Origin of the sequence: Chloroflexus sp. MS-CIW-1 (assembly GCF_030444705.1) — a bacterium.
In the GTDB taxonomy this organism is placed as follows: domain Bacteria; phylum Chloroflexota; class Chloroflexia; order Chloroflexales; family Chloroflexaceae; genus Chloroflexus.
Genome location: NZ_JAUBWR010000001.1, coordinates 786606 through 807285 on the forward strand (window position 1 = coordinate 786606; position 20680 = coordinate 807285).

The 20680-nt window shown below is 54.5% G+C and carries 15 protein-coding genes; 8 read left to right on the plus strand and 7 right to left on the minus strand.

Annotated features, from left to right (window positions below; translation table 11 throughout):
• Positions 1 to 301 precede the first annotated feature (301 nt).
• A complete protein-coding gene (locus QTO31_RS03140; protein ID WP_301428068.1) occupies positions 302 to 2113 on the plus strand; it encodes a peptidoglycan DD-metalloendopeptidase family protein in 1812 nt (603 codons plus the stop codon).
• Here QTO31_RS03140 and QTO31_RS03145 read toward each other — a convergent pair.
• From QTO31_RS03145 to QTO31_RS03175, 7 genes are all read right to left on the minus strand, one after another.
• Complete coding sequence (locus tag QTO31_RS03145; RefSeq protein WP_301428069.1) at positions 2100 to 2879, minus strand: hypothetical protein; 780 nt, start codon at positions 2877 to 2879, stop codon at positions 2100 to 2102. The two genes, QTO31_RS03140 and QTO31_RS03145, sit on opposite strands and share 14 nt — an antisense overlap.
• Positions 2876 to 3934, minus strand: coding sequence for an ABC transporter ATP-binding protein (locus tag QTO31_RS03150; RefSeq protein WP_301428070.1), 1059 nt, complete (start codon positions 3932 to 3934; stop codon positions 2876 to 2878). The genes QTO31_RS03145 and QTO31_RS03150 overlap by 4 nt, the downstream gene beginning before the upstream one ends.
• A gap of 34 nt (positions 3935 to 3968) precedes the next feature.
• Positions 3969 to 4781 (minus strand): hypothetical protein, encoded by an 813-nt coding sequence (locus QTO31_RS03155; RefSeq protein ID WP_031461073.1) that lies wholly within the window; start codon positions 4779 to 4781, stop codon positions 3969 to 3971.
• 31 nt (positions 4782 to 4812) lie between these two features.
• Positions 4813 to 6264 (minus strand): proton-conducting transporter membrane subunit, encoded by a 1452-nt coding sequence (locus QTO31_RS03160; protein ID WP_301428071.1) that lies wholly within the window; start codon positions 6262 to 6264, stop codon positions 4813 to 4815.
• A 2-nt stretch (positions 6265 to 6266) separates the two neighbouring features.
• Positions 6267 to 6989, minus strand: coding sequence for a hypothetical protein (locus tag QTO31_RS03165; RefSeq protein ID WP_031461075.1), 723 nt, complete (start codon positions 6987 to 6989; stop codon positions 6267 to 6269).
• A 17-nt stretch (positions 6990 to 7006) separates the two neighbouring features.
• Positions 7007 to 8707: a hypothetical protein gene (locus QTO31_RS03170; RefSeq protein WP_301428072.1), complete on the minus strand. Its 1701-nt coding sequence runs from the start codon at positions 8705 to 8707 to the stop codon at positions 7007 to 7009.
• Positions 8708 to 8807: 100 nt separating this feature from the next.
• Positions 8808 to 9893 carry a hypothetical protein gene (locus QTO31_RS03175; RefSeq protein ID WP_301428073.1) on the minus strand — a complete coding sequence of 362 codons (1086 nt, stop codon included), beginning with the start codon at positions 9891 to 9893 and terminating at the stop codon, positions 8808 to 8810.
• Positions 9894 to 10211: 318 nt separating this feature from the next.
• Between QTO31_RS03175 and QTO31_RS03180 the strand changes: the two genes are divergently transcribed.
• The 7 genes from QTO31_RS03180 to QTO31_RS03210 all read left to right on the plus strand — a co-directional run bounded on the left by QTO31_RS03180 (position 10212) and on the right by QTO31_RS03210 (position 20663).
• A complete protein-coding gene (locus QTO31_RS03180) occupies positions 10212 to 10433 on the plus strand; it encodes a hypothetical protein (RefSeq protein ID WP_301428074.1) in 222 nt (73 codons plus the stop codon).
• Between the two features lie 447 nt (positions 10434 to 10880).
• Positions 10881 to 11159, plus strand: a complete 279-nt coding sequence (locus QTO31_RS03185) for a WXG100 family type VII secretion target (protein WP_028457589.1) — start codon at positions 10881 to 10883, stop codon at positions 11157 to 11159.
• 108 nt (positions 11160 to 11267) lie between these two features.
• Complete coding sequence (locus tag QTO31_RS03190; RefSeq protein ID WP_031460213.1) at positions 11268 to 12062, plus strand: hypothetical protein; 795 nt, start codon at positions 11268 to 11270, stop codon at positions 12060 to 12062.
• A gap of 1 nt (position 12063) precedes the next feature.
• Entirely contained in the window at positions 12064 to 14124 is a 2061-nt protein-coding gene (locus tag QTO31_RS03195) for a lipase family protein (protein ID WP_301428075.1), read from the plus strand.
• 440 nt (positions 14125 to 14564) lie between these two features.
• A complete protein-coding gene (locus QTO31_RS03200) occupies positions 14565 to 14894 on the plus strand; it encodes a hypothetical protein (RefSeq protein ID WP_031460211.1) in 330 nt (109 codons plus the stop codon).
• Positions 14881 to 18636, plus strand: a complete 3756-nt coding sequence (locus tag QTO31_RS03205) for an FtsK/SpoIIIE domain-containing protein (protein WP_301428076.1) — start codon at positions 14881 to 14883, stop codon at positions 18634 to 18636. Before QTO31_RS03200 ends, QTO31_RS03205 begins: the two co-directional genes overlap by 14 nt.
• A 290-nt stretch (positions 18637 to 18926) precedes the next feature.
• Positions 18927 to 20663, plus strand: coding sequence for a CocE/NonD family hydrolase (locus tag QTO31_RS03210; RefSeq protein ID WP_301428077.1), 1737 nt, complete (start codon positions 18927 to 18929; stop codon positions 20661 to 20663).
• Positions 20664 to 20680 lie beyond the last annotated feature (17 nt).

Consider the following 20680-nt stretch of genomic DNA (forward strand, 5'->3'; position numbering starts at 1 on the left):
GTTTCCATTCATCGTGTCTTCCTAGGGCTCAAAATGGTGCTCAATAAAGAAAGCGTTTGAGCGGCCAAAAAGTTACACGAAAAAACGCGGTAATTGCGGAGGACGATGCGGAGCGTGGGCACGACGTGGTGTCCAGTTTACCCTGGTGCAGCGCCAACGCGCAGGGGCACCCGCGTTGGAAACCCTCTTCCTCCCATCTTGTGGAAGAACAAGATTGAGACGAGTTTGAAACCCATCCTTTCCTTTTAACACCTGACGTGTCCACGCCAACGTGTTACACAACTGTTGGTATAATACCGCCATGCGTTATACGAGTTACCTGTTGCTTGTTATTGCCATCGCGTTATGTGGCTGTACGGCTCCACCGCCGTTGTCGACTCCTACGCCAGAGCCAACACGTTTGCCAACAGTCATTCATGCAATACCGACACTCGCAACGGCTACGCCAGAATTAACCCCTGTTCCGACCTCAACACCAACCTTGATGCCAACGGCAACACCGCTGCCCGCAGTCCATCCACTGTTCGATCCACAACGGCTAAGCTACGACCACAACTTCAGTGGTCCTGAGATTCAGGCATTCCTAGAGGCGCGTAACAGTCCTCTGGCGACAGCCCGAATATCTATCGGCAATCGTAGTCATTCGTTTACCGATGTGCTGGTCTCATTAAGTAATCTCTACAGTATCAGTCCACGTTTATTGCTAAGCCTGATGGATCTGCAAAGTGGCGTTCTGAGCACATCCACCCCAAGCAGCGAGCAGTTAGCCTGGGCTGCCGGATTTCAGGGCGATAACGGGAGTCGACGTGGCCTGTTTGCTCAGTTGCGTTGGTTGACCCGTGAACTGCGGGCTGCCTTACGTGATTATGCTCTGCTCGATGGAACTGCGCTCCCGCCGTTGAATTTTGTCAATGGGAGTATACTTGCTGTACCGTCAACGATTGACCTCAGTCGCTATGTGCTGAGTCGGGCGTTAGCACCGACAACGACTCCTGATCGTCTCGATGCGCTGCTGGCAGGAGTGGCGCCGACGTATCAGCGATTATTTGATCTTGATCCACGACTGGCGCCAACTGACTGGCCGCCACTGGCCGAACCCTTTCTCAGCCGACCTTTTGAACGCAACTTCCCGGTGACCTCTTTTTTCGATCACGACGCTCCTTTTCTGCGGCCTAACGGCTCACTGCATACGTTCTGGGGGCGTGCCGAAACCAACCCGGCTTTTGCCTACGATGGTCATACCGGTTGGGATTATGCAATGGGACCACCAGATCGGGTACTGGCTGCTGCACCCGGTTTGGTCGTCTTCGCTGGCTACTCTGATGATGGCTGTAAGACCCCGGCTGGTGCAGTGATTATCGAGCATGGCAATGGCTATCGCACGCTCTACTGGCACCTGGCCCGCGTGGATGTGACGGCTGGTCGGACTGTTGAACGCGGTGCCGTCATTGGTATTGCCGGTGATACCGGCTGCGCCCGCGGTGCTCATTTACATTTTCAGGTGCAATATCTGGGACGTGACGTTGATCCTTACGGTTGGTGTGGCGCCGATCCTGATCCGTGGGCCAATAATCCGGTTGGTCAGATCAGCGTCTGGCTGTGGGTTGATATGCCTTCCCCTTGTGCGCCACCACCACCGGGGGTTGTCATCGTTGATAACGGTGATCCAGGTTTTCGGCGCAGCGGCGACTGGCAAACGGTAGATACAGGCTACGGCGGAAGCGCTCTGTTTGCTCCGTCTTACCTGACGAGTAGCATCACCCGTCCCTGGCGTTTCAGTGATTTTGCCGCGCCACAAATTGCTCTCTGGCAACCAGAACTCCCCGCTGTTGGGCAGTATCGGGTGCTGGCTTATATCCCGTTTGCTCTCAATGGCTTTGATGACTCACGTGAAGCCAGGTTTTTAGTGCGTCATCGTGACGGCGAAACGATTGTGACCGTAGATTTAGAGGCCGAACGAAACTGGTGGGTAGATTTGGGTGTCTTCACCTTCGATCCCTCGCTATCGCCACTGGTGGCAACCGGCACGACAGCCGGTGATCGGCGACGTGGGATTTGGGCCGATGCGGTTGCTTTCATCCTACTCACCACATCCATCCCTACGACGCGCTAAAGATGAGATCACGGCGGTTGAAAGCGTAACAGGCCAGGCCGAGAAAGGCAAACAACAGCAAACCTTGCGCCAACAGGTTGGCCCAGGCTGAAGCATGATCGAGGTTGCCAATAATACTAAGCTGATACCCGTAAAAGATTGGCACGAGTGGCCCACTTAACAGAGTTTGAAGTGCCCGCAAAATGGTAACCAAGAAAGGGTTTATCTGCTCGATCTGATTGAGAAGCGGCCCACCAACAACATTACTCGATAACGCCAATGCGATCAAGGTGAGTACGAAAAGGCGCCAGCCAGTACTCAAAATAAGTGGTGAGAGAAGCAACGTGAGAGCCGATACAAGACTAATGTTAAGTACGAGTGGTAATGTCGCTAAGACCCATTTGATTAGATCGAGTTCGGCTACAGGGTTGAACAGGGCGACTAACAGGCAGAGGATGCCGTACATGGTCAGCACTGCCGAACAGGAAGAGCAAAATAGGCCGATTAGATATACACCACGACTGACATTATGAGAGAGGATGATGTACGCTTGAGGTCGATCTCCCATCCCGATAATGGCACTGGTTATCAGTGCGGCTAATACCGGCCCAAAGAGACCCGACACAGTGAAGAAATGATCGGCACGGATTGGTGTTCCGGTGGGTCGAAAGAAGACAACAAAACTGGCTATTACCATTCCCAGCTCGAGCAAGAAGCGACCCGAACGTAGATACTCGAGCAGAAAAAAGCCGCTAAGCAACGACACCTGTTCACTGCGTTGGATCATTGGTTGCCATCCTTCGGATCGGTTGGGTTGGTAGCCTGACGTTGCAATAATCGCTTCAGAAGCGGATCAACCTCGTCGGTTGGGGTTGGTGGAGGCATATCGCGCAATAATACCTGTAGCGGAGGTTTTCTGGGCACAAGCAGATTATCAACCGCTTCACCACGTACTGTTCGCATGTAGATTTGGGCCAGGCGGCTCATTTGCGGTTCTAACGCATGAATTGGCACGTTGGCCTCGATCAGTACTTGCAACACCCTGGCCTGTAACTCAGGGGTATGTGGGTTAATCACGACAACCTGCTCATCACAGGTAACTTCTTGTCCAATCATCTCAAGCTTTTGCCGCAGCGGTAAATCAAGCGGTCCTGTTCGCACAGCGATACTTCCGGCTACTTGCCGCACCTCGGCTACGTTGACCTCTAGTGCAATGTGCCCATTGGTTAAAATGCCTACTCGGTCACAGAGATATTCAACTTCGGCCAACCGATGCGTGCAGAGGAAGACCGTATGACCACGCTGTCGGACATCGTTGAGGAGCAAAAGCAATTCTTGCTGACCGTCGAGGTCTAATCCACTTGTCGGTTCATCGATGAGCAACAGATCAGGATCGGTCAAGAGCGCCTGTGCAATACCCAGACGCTGAAGCATTCCTCTTGAGAAGGTACGAAGATACCGATGGGCAACGTCTGCTAATCCGGTCAGCTTCAGTAACTCGTCGATCCGTTGCCGTAATTGTGCCTCGGGAATCCCATCACAACGACCGAGGAAGGTGAGATATTCACGGGGTGTACAGAAGCTGTGATAACGCCGACGTTCTGGTACATAGCCGATTAAACGGCGCTGCGCTTCCAGATCGGCACTGCCCAGGATGCGAATCCGTCCGCTATCAGGGTGGAGAAAGCCAAGCAATAAGTGGATGAGCGTTGACTTCCCGGCACCATTGGGGCCGAGCAAGCCATAGACTTCACCCGCAGTTACGCGCAGATTGACCCCGCGCAACACCGAGACATGACCGTAGCGTTTGGTAAGTCTGTCAACTAAAATAACATCGGTCATGGTGCGGCTCTCCAGAACATCGTGCTCGAAGCAGTTATCTTTGGCCCAACACAGATACGATCAGCGCCAGTATCGCCAGGCTACCGGCGCCAAGCAACGTCGTGCGGAGGGCTGATGGGACACTCAGGCGTGGTACACGGCCTTGTAACCAGCGTAACACGAGCGCGGTTCCAGCACTCCCCCCCACGATGGCGAGTAATCCGAGCCAGGGTGGCAACAATGCGAGTGGTAAACTTCCCAACCAGCCCGCAGCGATCAACGCCGCAGCCACGGTGTCGCGGGCAAATGTAAGTTCCCACGCCAGACGAGTTGCCAGTCCCGTAGTAATACCTTGTGGCCCCAGCGATGGTTCAGGACCAAATGGCCCCCAGTTGATAGCGGCTGGTAAGCTTAACAATGTGCTGAGCAAGATAAGCCCATGACCAATGCCAGACCACCCACTTACCGCGTCAGCAATTGCCAAACCGGTTGCAACCGCCCCCCATAGTATCGTGCGGCCCAACATACTGATCTGCGCCTCACGAACAGCCGCCCGTACAAGATGAGGTGCCCCTGCCAGTAACGCCGGTAAAAACGGCAACCATGCGGCAAATTCGAGTAAGACCCATGCACCTAACCAACCAAACGGTATCGGCCATGGGTGCCATGGCCACGGCAAACAGGCTAGCCCGCCGGCAACCAACACCAACGAAGCCCAAACGAGGCTACCTATCAGGCCAGGTGAGAATCGCAGAATGTCCTGAAACGGCAATAGCCGATTAGAGAGCAAGCGATAACTCATGCTTAACCCGATAGCAAGTAATCCACCCGGATATACCAGAAATGCAACTAACCCCGCCACTATCATGCCCGTTGCACATCCTCTCTGCCACTTCACATTACATCGCGCTGATCACTGCCAGACTGCGTACCGCCGCTTCAATGGTTGGCAACAATAGGCTGGGGAAGATACCGATTATCAGCATTGTTACCAGTAAACTCCCGATCAACCACCTTGCGCCCCATGGTTCACGAGGGAGCCGCATCGGGGGAGGGCGGTCTACCTCTGTTTCGCCAAGCAGCAACGATTCAGGAACAGGTGTTCTGGTACGTGGTCCGATCAGGTATTGCACCGTCAATTGAACCAGCGCCAGGGTTGCCAGTATCATTGCGATGAGCAGAACGAATAATTCACCCCAACCGGCTTTTGCTGCCGCCTGAAGCGTTAGCAGATAACTTGTACCACCTGGCAATGGTAGCCATCCGATGAGCGCCAGCCCGCCACCCAATAACCCGGTGCTAGCGATTGGCCGACGCCAGAGTAAATCGGTGTGCGCTGGCTCAGAAGGTCCCTCGGTTGGATATTCAATCATTTCCAGACTGATCAAAACGGTTGTCACGGCCAGCGCAAGATTGATCACCCCGAACATTGCCCCACTCAGACCCGCCAGCGACAATGAGGCGAAGCTATAGAATATGATACCGCAATGACTAGTGATCAGGTAAGCAATCCGTTGTCGCAGCGTGGATGCAGTGAGGGCAAGCGCCGCAGCCAGTAACGCACTTACCGCGGCCCCAATTCGCAGCACATCGAGGGCCTGTCCCCCCTCGAAGATGAGGGTGGGGAAACTTTGGAGCGTTAGTAAAAAGACCAGCAAGCTCGCGGGAATAGGAAGCGCAATAATTAACACTGCGGCCAGTGACCCGACGTATCCTACCAGATCAACCAGCCAGGTATGAAACGGAGTCAGCGCCATCCGCAAAGCGAAACCGGCTGCCAGTAAGGCTAGAATGAAGCGTGCCGGTGAAATACGACCTGGTAATTCGCCCGGTCGAAAAATATCGGTGAGGACGTAGGCCGCATAGAGCAGAATACCGGCAATGACCATCAACACCAGATACTTTAAGGCCGCGACTAATGTCTGTCGGCTGATCAGTACACCAGCTCCAACCGGTAGATCAACGATTGCCAGCACCGCAGTAAGCCCCATTGCCACCAACACCAGAGCCGTGACAAACGAGTCTTGCATGACGAGAATGGCAACCGTTTGTGCAATGATCAGTAACCCGGTGGCACTAAAATTTTCGCCGTGGGGAAACAATAAGGCGGCGATCAGGGTCACAATCCCAATGCTCAGAAAGAGAAACAGAAAAATTTGATGCAGCGGGCTGAGGAGGAGCGTAACCCCTAACACCCGTATCGGATCATCGACACGCACCTGCATGGCGAGGAACAGTTCAATGACAAGTGTCCCGATCGCCAGGCTCACGGCGATGCGCGGTAAACGACGTAGCAGAAAGATGCTAAACGCCATGCTGATCGGAAAAAAGATGAGCAACAGGTACAGCATAATTATCCGCGGTATAGCTCACTGATCGCGAGCGTCTTTAACCGCCCATACACTAAGCCGGCCAGATAGGCAACGGCTAGAGCTAACAAGATTTGCACCACACTGAGCAATAAGAGCGGCATGATCTTTAAGCCACTTGCCGTTGGCGAACTAACCACCGCACTATACAAGAGATCAATCCCGCTCATGCAGAGCAGCATGCCCAGCCCAATTTTTAACACATCACCAGCAGTCGCCATTGCCAGCACACCACTGAGCACCAGCCAGTACCAGGCAAAATCAAGACCTGGACTGGGAGCGATGGGATAAATGATCGGGAGCATTAGACTCGCCACCAGCCCGGCAATGCCCGACCAAAACGGCAAGATGTAGTCATTCAACCGTGACGTTTCTGCCGAACGTTGACGAACAGCCGCCCGCAGGGCGCGACGAAGTTCGGCCTGACCAAACTCGTCAAGACCTTCCAGGCCGTAGTCACGCGAGAAGGTTAACGCGGTTACCCCGAGAATAAGCGCTGTACAGATGCCGATGATGATCTTGATTAATGCTAACGAGCTAAAGTTGAATTGCGCGATGTCGGCGGGCACGAAAGGTTGTTCATTGAGCAAAAATGCTAATGCAATATAATTCAGCATAAGCAAGCCGACGGTTGATCGCCAGTCGCGCAATAGTAAGATACCACCAGCCGAGATCGCGATCAGAATAATCCAAAGATCAATGCTCATAGAAGATAGTCCTTGATCTACTGTGCCATCAGGATGAGTATCGCCAGCAGTGCAACCATAACGCCGAAGAGATAGTATCGCTGCTCAAAGATGATCATGACGGTATGGAACAGACTGGCTATCCAGTCAAGCCCTCGACTGATTAGGCTCAGCGTCGTGCGTGCGTCAGCTACCTCACTCAGACCGTATAATAGTTCTCCCATTCCCTGCCAGGTTGGGGTTACGGCAGGGTCTTCTACACGGGCCGTCTGATACGGATTGTCTTGGCGTAGCAAAAACCAACATACCACACCCAACAACACTGTCAGCCCGATCAACGGCCATGCAACTGGTTCGGCAGGGAGAGCAGGTGGCGCAAACGACGCCCAGCTTAACCAGAGGGGCCACGCCAGCCACGGCGCCAGGCCGATCAGGATCAACGGCGCAAGGATGAGCGTTCCTAACCATCCTTCTGGCCAAAATCTGGTCGTTGTCTGCCGACCTTGCCAGCAACGAAAGAGGAGCGGTAATCCGCTGGCAAACCCCAGGACAGCAGCCGCAAGTAACGGGCCGATCACCCACCCATAATCGATGGTTGCTGCTTCGATCAGCCAACGCCAACCCCAAAAGCTCCATACAAACGGGAGACCGGTCGCAATTGCCGTCGTGACCAACCAGAGGAAGCCGATCAGCGGTAGCCGTATAGTAGGTTGCGTCCCGTCGAGAAGATCAGAACCTTGTTGACGTTCGATAGCGGCTCCGACAAGCCCACCCGCAATTGCGTGTAATTGCAAGGCCGGAAACAGTGCCGCTGCCGCCAGACTAGCTAACGGGTAGTTAAGAGCAGCCGCGCAGATGATGACCCCAGCTTGCAGTGCGCCCTGCCAATGCACCAGTTCGCGCCCAGAGGCAGCGTTAAGTGCGCCAAACGCAGCCCCCAGTGCCCCAAAGGCGCCAATGGTAACCAGGATATGACTGGTGGAAGCCGGTAAAGGCGGTAACTGGAGGAGGGCACGTACAATAAATCCTAAGCCGATGGTTGGTAAGATCAGACCAGCCCCAAGAGCACCGATCAGAGCCGGAGCAGTGACAAAAGCTCGCCGTGCCCCGTGAAACGGTGGTGCACCCGCCAGCGCCAGGGCGCCAAGCAGGGTTAATCCAACCAACACAGTTGGCGGTAAGGTGTCGGCCGGTACGAGTGCTGTAGATACCACCAGACCAGCACCGGTCACGAAGGCTATTCCGCCACCAACTAAATGAGGCGGTAATTGGTTTGGTTTCGGATCGACCCCAGATGCTACCAACGCCCCATGCGTAGCAATGACGGCCACTGCCCAACTGAGCGGTGTTAGAAAACTGAGCGGAGGGATCGTCAGGCTAAGCAATGCCGCACTCAGCGCGAGCAGCAACCACCCGAAAAGCGCACCGAATCCTTCTGCGTCTGCCGAGACACTCAGTGCCAGGGCAAGGAAACCAATCGTCCCTGCGAACAAAAGTGCTATCGCAAATATTCGTTCACTGAGATCAGGTGGCGTTGGTAGTACAACTGGCACTGCGCCGATAGTGAAGAATGGTTCCACAGGGGTTATTGTCACCGGGTCGAGCACAACACCTAGCGTTGCCAGACCGGTAACCAACGCGGCCAGGAATGCTAATCGGCGCGTGATGCCAATCTGCGCCAGACTGAAGCAAAACGCAGCTCCGGTGAGTAAGCTGATAAAACTAACGGTAAGACCCATGCGTCCTCGATCCTGCAATCGCCGAGCGCGACGGATATGGTACAAATCATTAGCGTTTCAGTATCATGTACGCCGTAATTGTACGCTTACCAACACCAAACTAACTGCGACCGATCAGGTATGTGGCTGCCTGCCAACATGTGGTACATGGATCGGTCGAAATCGCGATCAGCAGTGCATCATCAATCGCAGCCTGTTGCAACAACGTTCGCGCTAGCAGCCGATCAAGTTGCGGCCCAATCCCAATCTGGACCTCAGTCAACTGTCGGCCATCACTGCACACAGTATAACGCAACGGTCCTCGTGGGGCTTCAACCGTTACGATGGCTTCACCGGCTTGCAGCGCAAGCTCTTCATATACCGCACCGATTGGCAGATTCTGCAACCAGCGCGAAACCAGACGTAACGATTCTATTGCTTCGAGCAACAAGACTACTGCTCGCGCATGCACATCACCGCCCTCTTCTACCACCAGCTCTGGTGTCAAGACATGGTACGCAGCGTAGGGTGCATGGATGCGGAGATCGGTTTCGACACCACTGGCCCGCGCCAATGGTCCTGCCAAACCAAACTGTCTGGCAGCGGTGGTGTGTAAGGTTCCGATGTCCACCGTTCGGGCCAGCAGCGAGCGCCGCGGAATACTCTGCTCGGCGACTGTAATCATCTTCGGTAGCAGCTCATTGACCGTCTGCGTAATCTCGCTTAGCGTGTGATCGGCAGGTGGATTGGCTAATCCACCCGGACGAATGTAAGCAGTCTTACTGTTACCGGCCAGGCTAACGAGCATCGAACGCAGCCTGGTCTCAAGTCGACTGAGACGTGCAGCATCATTTAGACCAAGCGCCATCGCCAATGCGGCTAACGTGTTGATGTGAGAGGCAGCACGCTCGAGTTCGGCGAACAAGACACGTATAGCCTGAGCACGTAATGGTGGCGTTACGCCGGCAAGTTGTTCAATTGCCAGACAAAATGCTAAGGTATGGGCCACACTGCAATAGGGACAGACGCGGCTGGCAGCGATCAAAGCTCCTTCAGGACCACCCTGAACAAGCCGACGCGCATATGTACCATCACCTACTGAAGGGCGATAGTCGACATCGACGATACGTTCGCCGCGTACTATAAGTGTTAAGCGCTCGCTATGCCAGGCTCCAGCTACCGGGTGGAGCGTCAATTGGTACTTCAAGAACCCTCCTTTTCCTACCGCGGCGCATTATACCACGCTCGTCTGGGTGGATACATGACATTGCCTGATCCAACCTCGATTCCACCCGTTGATCCACCTGGAGTGGGTGTAAATATTGCCGACGTCATGCTACTGTATAGATGCGTCGAGCTGACCTCCGACGCCACGCATAACACCTGAGACTGTCAGTTTTGTGAACAGGCTAGGTGTTTTTATCATTTTAGGTGGGGGATAACAATGTTTCTATGCTCTGATTTTTCATATCGTCCGATGGATGATCGGGAGATAGTAACATATCGACGCGAAAGTGAAAACCCTGTGGAATATCGCTTATTTATTGCTGATCAAACGTTACATATTCGCTTCGATGATCCGCATACGTGGCGTGGTCGCATCTTTCGTCCAACCGATGGTCTTGAAGCCTTTTTTAGTAACCGCGCCTGTTTAGAGCATCTGATCGAGGGTTTCGTTGGTCGGCGGGTATGGCCTCAATACAGCCAACAGATTTCGGCTATTTTTGAGCAGTTTCAGGTGAATTGACTTTACGTTTCTCTGAAATCAACATGCTGACCGGCAAAGAGAGGGCAGGTTTCCCTACCTGCCCTTCCTGTTTCTCTGAAATGTTGTATTGCCCGATTCTGCTCCATTTATTGTTCGTTTCAATTGCCGCGAATTATCACCTGAATTGTTACGAGTCAGTGGTTTTCTCCATTTTCCCTGCCCGGATAGAAAAGAAGTGTTTGGAGTGAGTAGGAAAGGTGGGTGCTCAAGCCTCCTCATGCTCTCCTGCCTCTCAATCAGAACGAGAAGATGATGGCCGTCTCTCCCTCCTCGATAACTCTTGACGGGCAGCAAACATTCAGACAAACGCTCAGGTTGAGCAGAGTACCTACACGATCAATTTCGTGCTCAAATTTACCGAATCTTTTGGCATGCGGCTGCGTTTTACTTATGCAAGCCTTTTTTCAGCACATACAGGAGGTTCAGATGAGCGACCGCGTACTCTCGACCGCTACAGCCCGCGAAGCCATTGAGCGTTTTCAGCGCATTGTACAAGGACCGCTGTTGCAACAGATTAGCGATCTTAACCGTGAAGGGCAGGTGCTCTCCGACCCCAATAATTGGGATGGGCGATTGGCTGCCCAATTTCGTGCCCATTGGGCAGAAACCCATCAAAAGTTGCTCGCAATTCGCGATGCGCTCGAAGAACTACGGCGACAGGTAGCCCAGATTAATCAGAACATCATGCAGGCCGGCGGACAGTAAAAATTCGACCAAAAGGCGCCGAGAGGCTGTCTTGAACAAAACGAAATGCAGTCTCTCGGCGGCCAGATTGCTCTTCGCATCAGTTGCTCACCAGTCACGGAGAAGGTTATGACCCGAACCTTTCAGATCAGCCATGCCGAACTGCTCTTACTCCTCGGTCTGCTTGAACTACCACGTCCCTTTGCACTCGGTCAGAGCGCGTTGCCTGAGCGCCCAATGCTCGAAGGAGTGCTGAGTGCGGCTGCCGGTAGTCTGGCGGCTCGTGACTTGCTCACAATGCCCACACAACCCGATCAGCAACCGCAACCCCTCCCTGAACTGGCGACAGTGCTACGTGTATCTGCATTGGCCGAACATCTGTTGATTGTTGCCAGTGGACCACCGACTCGCCTCTGTCACATCAGTCGCGCCGACGAGCACCTTGTGATGCACACCAGTCCTATCCCTGACGTGCATCGCTTTGCGTTACTGCCCGGTGCAGGGCAGGTACTCGACACCTTGCTGACCACGGTGATGCCGGTCATCCTACCGGAACCAGCGATTGAGCAACCACTGTTACTGAATGGCGAGGCACTGTTAGCAGCGTTCAACGCTCTCCAACGCAATGATCTCAATCTGGCAGCATCGCTGATCGAGCAGCAAGGACATCCGTCGGAAATGGCCCGGATGGTGGTGAAGACCGTTGGCCCGCAGCCTACGCGCCATGCGCTTGTTGCGATCCGAAAGCTCCGCCAACCGGATTCGGTGGCCCGTGGTGCAATGGTTATCGCCGGACAACACGGAGGCTGGTGGATTGCGCCGGAGTCTGAAGGCTCTGATCTGCTGGCGCTGTGGCCGATTGGTGGCCGTGGCATGCGCGCCAGAGTGAGTGAGTTTGGTGCCTGGATCTGCGAGGCTGCATGATATGAACACGGTTGCTGCTATTCCCGATCATCTGCGGCGCTTCGCTGCTGCCGTCGCCGTTGAAAGAGATCATCTGCACACCGAAGTAAGTCGGCTGAGCCATACGCTACAACACTTTTCCGGTCGTTGTCGTGAGTATGATGTGCCGCAACTCAACGGCCTGAGCGATCACCTTTTTGCTCATTGTCGTGCTATCGGCGAGTTAGTAGAGTGGGTTCGTAGCACAGCCGACCGTATCGAGGCTGCTGATCGTGGAGCACTTCAGAGAATTTCTTTTGATCATGCCCTGACCATGACAATGACCACGCTAGCAGTCACACAACGGTGGTTTCCGTCACCCTGGTCAGGGTTGAATATCGGAGCACGATTCGCCTTGCAAACGATCTGGACGCTCCGCCGACCGATATACTCATTGACGCGAAATGCTGTCGGGTTGCGAGCTGCTACCTGGCTGATGCGAAGCTGGGTTGTACAGGTGGCTCCGCCCTACCAACGATGGTGGCTTCGTTTGCTTTGGCCTGACCTGCCTGTGGCCGTAGCCCAAACATACTGGCAGGTTCAACTCGCGTGGGCGGTCGTGTTGCCCTGGCAGCCATTCCCGATTGCCCTCAGGATAGGGTACTACATTCAGACTATGCAGCAGGTACTCGCTCACCTGCAATCGGCAGCGGATACGGTTGTCACCTCGTTGACAACGGTAGGTTGGCTAGCGCGTTTCGTGCCTGGAATATTCGGGCCAATGACGCCACTACTTTCACCGCTCGCCTCTTTTGGTTCACCATCGCCAGCAGTGGTAGCGATGGTGAACCAGATAAGCAGTTCGATAGAAACTATCGGGCAAGAGGGTGCCCAACTCGTCTGGCAACACTGGCAGCAGCAGACATTGCACTGGCTATTGCCCTGGATATTGCTTTTGCCCAACCGCGAGCAGTGCTGGCATACCCTCAACCAGAGCCTGGTAATGAGTACCGGTATGACAACAGTAGGGGTTCCTCCCACCGTCATGTTTTTCTTGTTTGGAGCGCAGATTAGTGCCCTTGTTGGCTTGGTCAGCGCGCCGCGTTTACCCGAAATCGTCCAATATCCTGCTGAGGCCCTGGCAATTATTGAGAGTGGTTTCTGGATCGATGCCTTTCACTATTTATCGAACGACGAAATTCGGGCGTTGGCCGCAAATCTAGAACGAATCGGTGCTGTAGCCCTTAGAGGGCTACCGCTGAGTCTATTGACCCGCCCTGCTGAAGGCCCAGATGCTGAACCAAATGGTCAGGCCGCAGTAACTGTAGTCTTTCCTCCGGCTGATACCGTGTGCGATCCGACCAAACCATATCAGGTGACACCGGCTGCATTACAGGCTAACAACCACGGTTTGATCAGCTCGTACCTGGGTGAGGAGGTACGGGCCGCACAGATAGGACAGGGAGTGTATGCGGTTGGGATCAATGGACTGAACCTGACCAACATGGCTTACAGTACCAACGGTCTGGTGTCGGTGATTGAGACAGCGAGTGGCAAAGAACGAATTGCCTACAACGAATACTATCAGACAGTGCGCGAGCGAATCTTGCGTCTGATCGAGACATTGCCGTCCGGCAGTACCCTGCATTTGACCGGTCACAGTATGGGGGGTGGCATGTGTATTCTCTTGAGTAACGATCCACAAGTACAGGCAGCCCTGGCGCAGCGTAATATTCAGTTGGCCAGTGTCACGACATTGGGTGCAGTACGACCAGAAGGTGAATGGGACGATGTACCACCTGTGATCAACGGACAATCGGTGATCGTCCGTCACTATGTTGATAGTGATGACAAGCTAGCGTTGTCGGTCGGAGCCGGTCACAGCGATGCACGTTACCGCGATGTCGTCTATACCCTGGAAAATGGCCGCATCGATCAACCTTTTAACGTTCACAGCGACTATGACGATCTCGATTATTCTCAATTGCCCGTTGTAGCGCAAACTCTGCCCTTTACTATCGATCCAACCCAATTTAGGCTCATTGAGATACCAACACCACCAGTTGATGACTGGAATTGGGTGCACGACCCGCTATGGGCTTGAGCGCGTCGGTCCAAAAGAGGCAAACCTCTTCTCGTCGCGGTGAGAACTTTGCCCAGTTCTTTCCCCACCTGACAATGGTGATGGGGATAGATAGATAAAGAAGTGAAGAATGAGCACGAGGATCGGTTTCCCATCTTACACCATTGCGAAAAGAAGTGAGGAGTTACCGAGCAGAATCAGACCACAGCTCAGAGCTGGTTCCGCTTATGAGCGCGTCACGACCGAGATCAGAAGTCTACGCTCACGCGCTCCTGGGTAGTGGACGTATGACTGGCACTATACCGCGAGAACAGGCTACCAAATCTGCCGAATGATGGCGCGCCAGCGACGATTAATGCTGTCGATCTGGCGGCTGAATCTTGAGTCGGTATGCTGCATAAGCGTACAGGAAGTCTCATACGTGTTTCGGTTCTACCGAATGAGTTGTAAGGAGGACGATTATGTCAGGCCGATCTGATGTCTGGTGGGATTGGAATGCATCCGATGCAGCCATTGGCGCCCTCCGTCGTGTTGCAGACGCCGTAGATGCCGCGCAAAGACAACGCTCCCGTGCTGCCACCGAACTCCTTGCCGATTGGCGTGGGCCACGTCAGGAAGAATGGGCATTACGCCAGGCTGCGTTGCAGATCACTGCCGTTCAATTGCGTGATCGCTGTTTACAGGCTGCGCAGGCAATTGCCCAGGCCAGCGCACGAGCGCGTGACGAGCAAGATCGGATCAACCGTGAACGAGCGACATTACAACAGATAGCATCCTATGGCGGACAGTAATTTTAATCGGCCACCTCGGCTACGTCCACGTTGGCGTGTTGAGACGGTAGAACTGCCAGCATCTCCGGTCCCTCCTGCACCGCGAGCGAACACGGCATGGATGCAGGCCTTATTACCGATCATCGCAGCACTTTTGTTTGGGGCAAGTGCGCTGTTCGGGTTTGGCTCGTGGTGGGCGGTGCTACCGGCACTTGTGCTCGCAGTGCTGAGCGGTGGCTTCACCCTATTCCAGGAACACGATGCTTCCCGACGACATGCCCAGACGTATGCCGAACAGCAAGCAATCTTTGCCGATCGATTGGCGACGGTCAAAGCTCGCTTACGTCGCTTGCACGAAGAGGAACGGGCTGCTCGTCGGTATCTGGCGCCCGATCCTGCTGAATTACTCCGGATTGCAGGTGCTGACGAACGGCCACGGACGCCAGAGCCTCGCTTGTGGGAGCGTCGCCTGAGTGATGATGATGCGCTCGAGCTGCGGTTAGGCTGTGGTACGTTACCGGCATCTGTGCGGGTAGTTGCCCCCACAGATGCACCTACCGACCGGCGGATCGATCAACTGATTGCCGAATATACCAGTCTACATCAGGTGCCAATTTGTTTACCGTTGCTGCAACTCGGCTCGCTCGGCATCGCCGGGCCACGACCGGCAGTATTGGGGCTGATCTACGCAATGCTTGCCCAGGCTGCGGTGTTGCATGCTCCCACCGAATTGCGCATCGGCATAATCACCAGCGTAACAACTGCTGCTGATTGGCAGTGGTTCGTGCGTTTACCGCATTGTCAATCGCTCGACGAAACACCGGTCGGACGGGCACTGATTGCTACCGAACCAGCCGCTGTAGAGCGTCTGCTAACCTTCCTTCTTGATGAACTGAGTCGGCGTCGAGAAGGTTCATCAGCCCAGCAGATTCCATTCGTGATCATTGTTGATAGTGCTTCACTGGTAACGGTACATACCGCGCTCGGTCAGATACTGCGTGATGGCGGGGCACATCGTTTCATTGTGGTGGTGCTAACCGATGATTGGGCAAATGTGCCTGAACATTGCGCCGCACTAGTCGAAGTCGATCAACGCATGGGACGTTGGACGCGGGCCGGTGAGGCATGGCCGGTAGCTCCGTTTCAGCCCGATTTACTCGAGCGTCGCGATATTGAACGCCTAACCCATCGCCTATCAACGATCCGCCTGGCCGAAGTTGGTACTGGTCATCACCTACCGCGACAGGTGCGCCTGATCGATCTGCTCACCGCAATGCTTCCCGATGAAGGAGGTATTCCCTCACACTGGCAACAGGTGCCATCTACTGCCTGGCATCATGATGTACCAATTGGTGCGGTGGGTGAAGGAAAATGGTGCTATCTCAATCTCAACGAACATCATCACGGCCCTCACGGTATTATTGCGGGGGCAACCGGCGCCGGGAAGAGTGTCTTGCTTCAGACGATTATTACTGCACTTGCAGTAATGCACGGCCCTGATCGGCTGAATATGATGCTTATTGACTTCAAAGGTGGAGCTGCACTGGCGCCCTTTGCTAACTGGCCTCACACAACCGGTTTTGTTACCGATCTCGACGGACGGCTGGCGATGCGTGCGATTGCCGCGATCAGCAGTGAATTGCGCCGCCGCAAAGCGGCCTTACGCCACGTTTCCGAACACTACGGTATTCATCTTGAAAATATTGCTGATTATCGTGCACTGGCCGGACGATACTCATTACCACCGCTGCCTAATTTGCTCATCGTGCTCGATGAATTCGACGAGATGACACGGAGTTGTCCCGACTTTGTCAGTGCGCTGATACGGGTCGTGAAGCAAGGTCGTTCGCTTGGCGTGCATCTGCTGATCGCAACCCAACAACCGGCACGAGTGGTAAGTGATGAAATTCGTAGCCAACTGAGCTATTTTATAGCTTTACGCTTAGGAAGCAGCGACGATAGTCGCGAGATGCTTCAGCGTCCTGATGCGGCATTCTTGCCATCACAACTCCCCGGTCGTGCCTATATCCGTAGCGGGAGTGATGTGCGTTTGTTCCAGGTGGCACGGATGGCCGGTCAAACGAACGGTCAGAGTGATCTCGAACTGATCGGGCAAAGACTGATAGGCGCCGGTCAGGTGTACCTCAAAGCTTTGGACTGGCAACCGTTGCCAATCTGGCATCCGCCACTTCCGCCCCGCTTAACGATGCAACTCCCGGCAACCAATACACAAACAGTCGTGGGCTTGCTCGACATACCCCAACAAAGTCGGCAGACGCCACTGCTTATTGATCTACGTTCAGGGCATGTAGCGATCTTTGGCGGACCTGCGAGTGGCAAAAGTACGCTACTGGCTCGTATTGTGCTCGATTTCGCCGAACGGTTATCACCTTCCTCACTCTGGTGTTATTTGATCGACGGTGATGGTCGGCTATTGAGCCTACTGGCCGATCTACCACATGCGGGTGCGCTCGTGCGTCCATTTGAGCGCGAGGCGCTTTTGGCACTTTTTCGGCAACTCGAACATCAATTGCGCGAACGACGGGCTAGAGTCCTGGCCGGTCAATCACCAGGGCCAGCATTACTCGTTGTGATCGACCGTCTGGCAGTGCTGCGTGATGAGTTGCGTGATACCCACGGCGAAAGTGATCTGTCCGATCTGGTACGCCTGGCACGTACCGGACGCGACCTCGGTGTACATTTTGTTGTTTGTGCTGACCGACCTGCTGATATGCCTTATCGACTGGCTGCCTTGTTTGAACAACGACTGGCATTGCGGATGGCCGATCTCAACGATTATGCCGATGTGTTTGGTCAACGACCGGTCAATCAGTTGCCACCACAGACACCTGGCCGCGGGTATTGGCTGCATCCTGATGAAGGATTACTTGAGATACAGGTTGCACTACCGACAGGGTGTAGCGAAAGTGGCGATTCGCGTGAGCTGATGCAAGGCATACGAGCACAGGTAGCGGTACTGAAGGCTACGGTAAACCATACCGACCAGATGCCGCCACCGCTGGCGTTATTGCCAGAACGATTGTCTACCACTCACCTACCACCATCAGACTATGCCAATGCAACGTTACGTCTGGTGTGTGGTTTGGCCGCCGAACCACCTGGTCCAGCACGACTATGCCTTACTCCTGAGACATCCCACGCACTTGTGTTTGGTCTGCGGCGAAGTGGCAAAAGTACTGCGCTGTTGACACTGGCTCAGAGTGCACTTACTGCCTTCCCGTCGTTACGGTTGCTGGTGATTGACGGTCCGCGTCGCAGTTTGCACCATTTGCGCACACTGCCGCAAACAGTACGATATGTCGCCGATGAATCAGGCATTGTTACGTTAAGTTCAGAATTAGTTGGATTACGTCGTGATCCAACTACCTGTTATCTAATCGTTATCGACGACTACCAGCTCTGCCGTGAACGCTGGCGTGATCAATTCAGCCAAAGCTACAGTGCAACACCGAATCTCTTCCAACACCTTGTGGAAATCGCTCAGACCGGCAATGAACCGTTCCACCTGCTCATCGCGGCCAGCATTAGTTACGCCGACGATCCACTGATGCGCATACTCGATGGTGCGCGCAACGGTTTGATACTCTGGCCGGGACGCTACGAATCAGGCACTCGACTACTCGGTTTGAGCTTACCCCTCATCGAGCAGCGCAACAGCGACCAGCCACCGGGCCGGGCACTACTAATCAGTGGTGATGAGGAGCCAATAGTGATTCAGGTAGCCAGACACGGAGAGGAGTGAAGATGTTCGCTATTGCCCTATCACGTGCGCTGCACGCACGAGACGATAGCGCCGAGCAACTCCCTTTTGTTCCCTGTAAGGGTATATGGCGCCACTCTCACACTCGTCGGTCCTTTCAACCACGTGAGAGAGGACGGGAATCAGGGCAAAGGTGTGTGCACCAGATACACTTCACAGCGGGCGCTGAAAACGTTGCCACTCTCTGACCGGTGCACCATTGACACACTCCGTCATGCTGTGCTATTATCAATGACGCAGTGTGTTATAAACCAAGCGGAGCGGAGCGGCATATGCGCTGGATCGGTTGGTCTCTAGCCGGAGCTGGCATAACGGCAGCAGCTATCTTTGCTGCTCGTCGCCCGTTCCTGGCACGACTACTTGACCTACGCTCCGCCGAATATCAGGTCAGCGTGACTCGTGATATTCCTGTGCGCATGCCCGATGGGGTTGTGTTATACGCCGACCACTATGCACCCCGCTCTGGGGAAAGGCACCCGACAATCCTTATTCGCACCCCTTACGGGCGCCCCAGCGAGCTAGGACCATTAGGTATCTTTGAGCATACCGGTTGTATGCTCTTTGCCGAACGTGGCTACCACGTTATCGTCCAGAGTGTTCGTGGCCGTTACCGCTCGGAAGGTGAATTTGAGCCATTTGTAAATGAAGCTGCCGACGGCCGTGCCACGGTGGCCTGGATCGCTTCTCAACCGTGGTTTGACGGCAATCTGGGGTTATGGGGACCAAGCTACGTTGGGTATACGCAGTGGGGGCCAGCAATTGATGGACCACCGTATCTGAAGGCCATTGTCCCAGTTGTAACCAGCGCCCGCTTCTCACAGCTGTTCTACCCCAGTGGCGCTTTCGCATTCGAGTCGACGCTCCGTTGGATTTTTCTGATCGACGCAACCAACCGCCATCGACAGCGACTCGATCCGGCGGCGCTCTGGCGGTTGTTGGTCTTGCGAGAGCGCATTCTGGCCCGTGCGCTCCGTTACCAACCGTATGCCCACGCCGACGTTATTGCAACCGGTGCCACGGTACCCTTTTTTCAGCGCTGGCTTAACGATCCCGATCCACAGGGTGATTACTGGTCAAAGGTCGACATGCATCGCCAGTTGCATCGTATCAACGCAGCCGTGCATCTGGTAGCCGGTTGGTACGACATCTTCCTGCCTGGTCAGTTAGCCGATTATACAACGCTGGTCGCCGCCGGGAAGCGTCCTTACCTCACCGTCTTACCACGTGCACATACCGATCTGGCATTGGTTTTTGAGGGCATGCGTGAAGGATTGTGGTGGTTTGATGCCCATCTCAAGGGGAAACGTGAATTATTGGCCCGCCGGCCGGTTCGCATTGCGTTGATGGGGAGTCATGAATGGCACGAGATGGATTTCTGGCCGCCACCGGCAACGCTGACACGCTATTTTCTCCAGCCGAATCGTGGGCTTGATCGTACTCCAGCACCTGCTGATGTACCATCGAGCTGGTTCATTTACGATCCCACCGATCCAACACCGGCCATTGGGGGAGCAGTGCTCAGCGCGCAGGGTGGGCCACGTGATCAACGATCGGTGGAAACTCGTGCCAATGTTTTGACATTTACTAGCCAACCATTATCTACCGATCTCGACGTCATCGGGCCGGTGCGTCTCATTCTTTACGTGTGTAGTGATCGACCATTCTTTGATCTGGTTGGCAGACTCTGCGATGTCTATCCTGACGGGCGCAGTATCAATATCTGCGATGGAATAGTGCGGGTACGACCAGGTGTAGGTGAGCAACAGGCCGATGGCTCCTACCGTATCGAAATCGATCTCACCGCAACCGCGCAACGGTTCCGAGCCGGTCATCGCTTACGGGTTCAGATTGCCGGGGGTGGCAGTCCTCGCTGGGGACCGCACCCAGGTGATGGCAGCCCTTATGGGCAGGGGTACGGTGGTTCGCCTATCAAACAACGTGTGCTTCACGATGCTGCCCATCCTTCGGTCATTATCCTACCGGTGATGAATAACGATCCTACCAGATAGTAGGGGACGATGGCATG

Bases quoted from the DNA above. Each gene is read 5' to 3' on its own strand.
- QTO31_RS03200 (WP_031460211.1), top strand. From the start codon at position 14,565: ATGTCAGGCCGATCTGATGTCTGGTGGGATTGGAATGCATCCGATGCA.
- QTO31_RS03190 (WP_031460213.1), top strand. From the start codon at position 11,268: ATGACCCGAACCTTTCAGATCAGCCATGCCGAACTGCTCTTACTCCTC.
- QTO31_RS03210 (WP_301428077.1), top strand. From the start codon at position 18,927: ATGCGCTGGATCGGTTGGTCTCTAGCCGGAGCTGGCATAACGGCAGCA.
- QTO31_RS03170 (WP_301428072.1), bottom strand. From the start codon at position 8,707: ATGGGTCTTACCGTTAGTTTTATCAGCTTACTCACCGGAGCTGCGTTT.
- QTO31_RS03140 (WP_301428068.1), top strand. From the start codon at position 302: ATGCGTTATACGAGTTACCTGTTGCTTGTTATTGCCATCGCGTTATGT.
- QTO31_RS03165 (WP_031461075.1), bottom strand. From the start codon at position 6,989: ATGAGCATTGATCTTTGGATTATTCTGATCGCGATCTCGGCTGGTGGT.
- QTO31_RS03195 (WP_301428075.1), top strand. From the start codon at position 12,064: ATGAACACGGTTGCTGCTATTCCCGATCATCTGCGGCGCTTCGCTGCT.
- QTO31_RS03160 (WP_301428071.1), bottom strand. From the start codon at position 6,264: ATGCTGTACCTGTTGCTCATCTTTTTTCCGATCAGCATGGCGTTTAGC.
- QTO31_RS03185 (WP_028457589.1), top strand. From the start codon at position 10,881: ATGAGCGACCGCGTACTCTCGACCGCTACAGCCCGCGAAGCCATTGAG.
- QTO31_RS03155 (WP_031461073.1), bottom strand. From the start codon at position 4,781: ATGATAGTGGCGGGGTTAGTTGCATTTCTGGTATATCCGGGTGGATTA.
- QTO31_RS03145 (WP_301428069.1), bottom strand. From the start codon at position 2,879: ATGATCCAACGCAGTGAACAGGTGTCGTTGCTTAGCGGCTTTTTTCTG.
- QTO31_RS03150 (WP_301428070.1), bottom strand. From the start codon at position 3,934: ATGACCGATGTTATTTTAGTTGACAGACTTACCAAACGCTACGGTCAT.
- QTO31_RS03205 (WP_301428076.1), top strand. From the start codon at position 14,881: ATGGCGGACAGTAATTTTAATCGGCCACCTCGGCTACGTCCACGTTGG.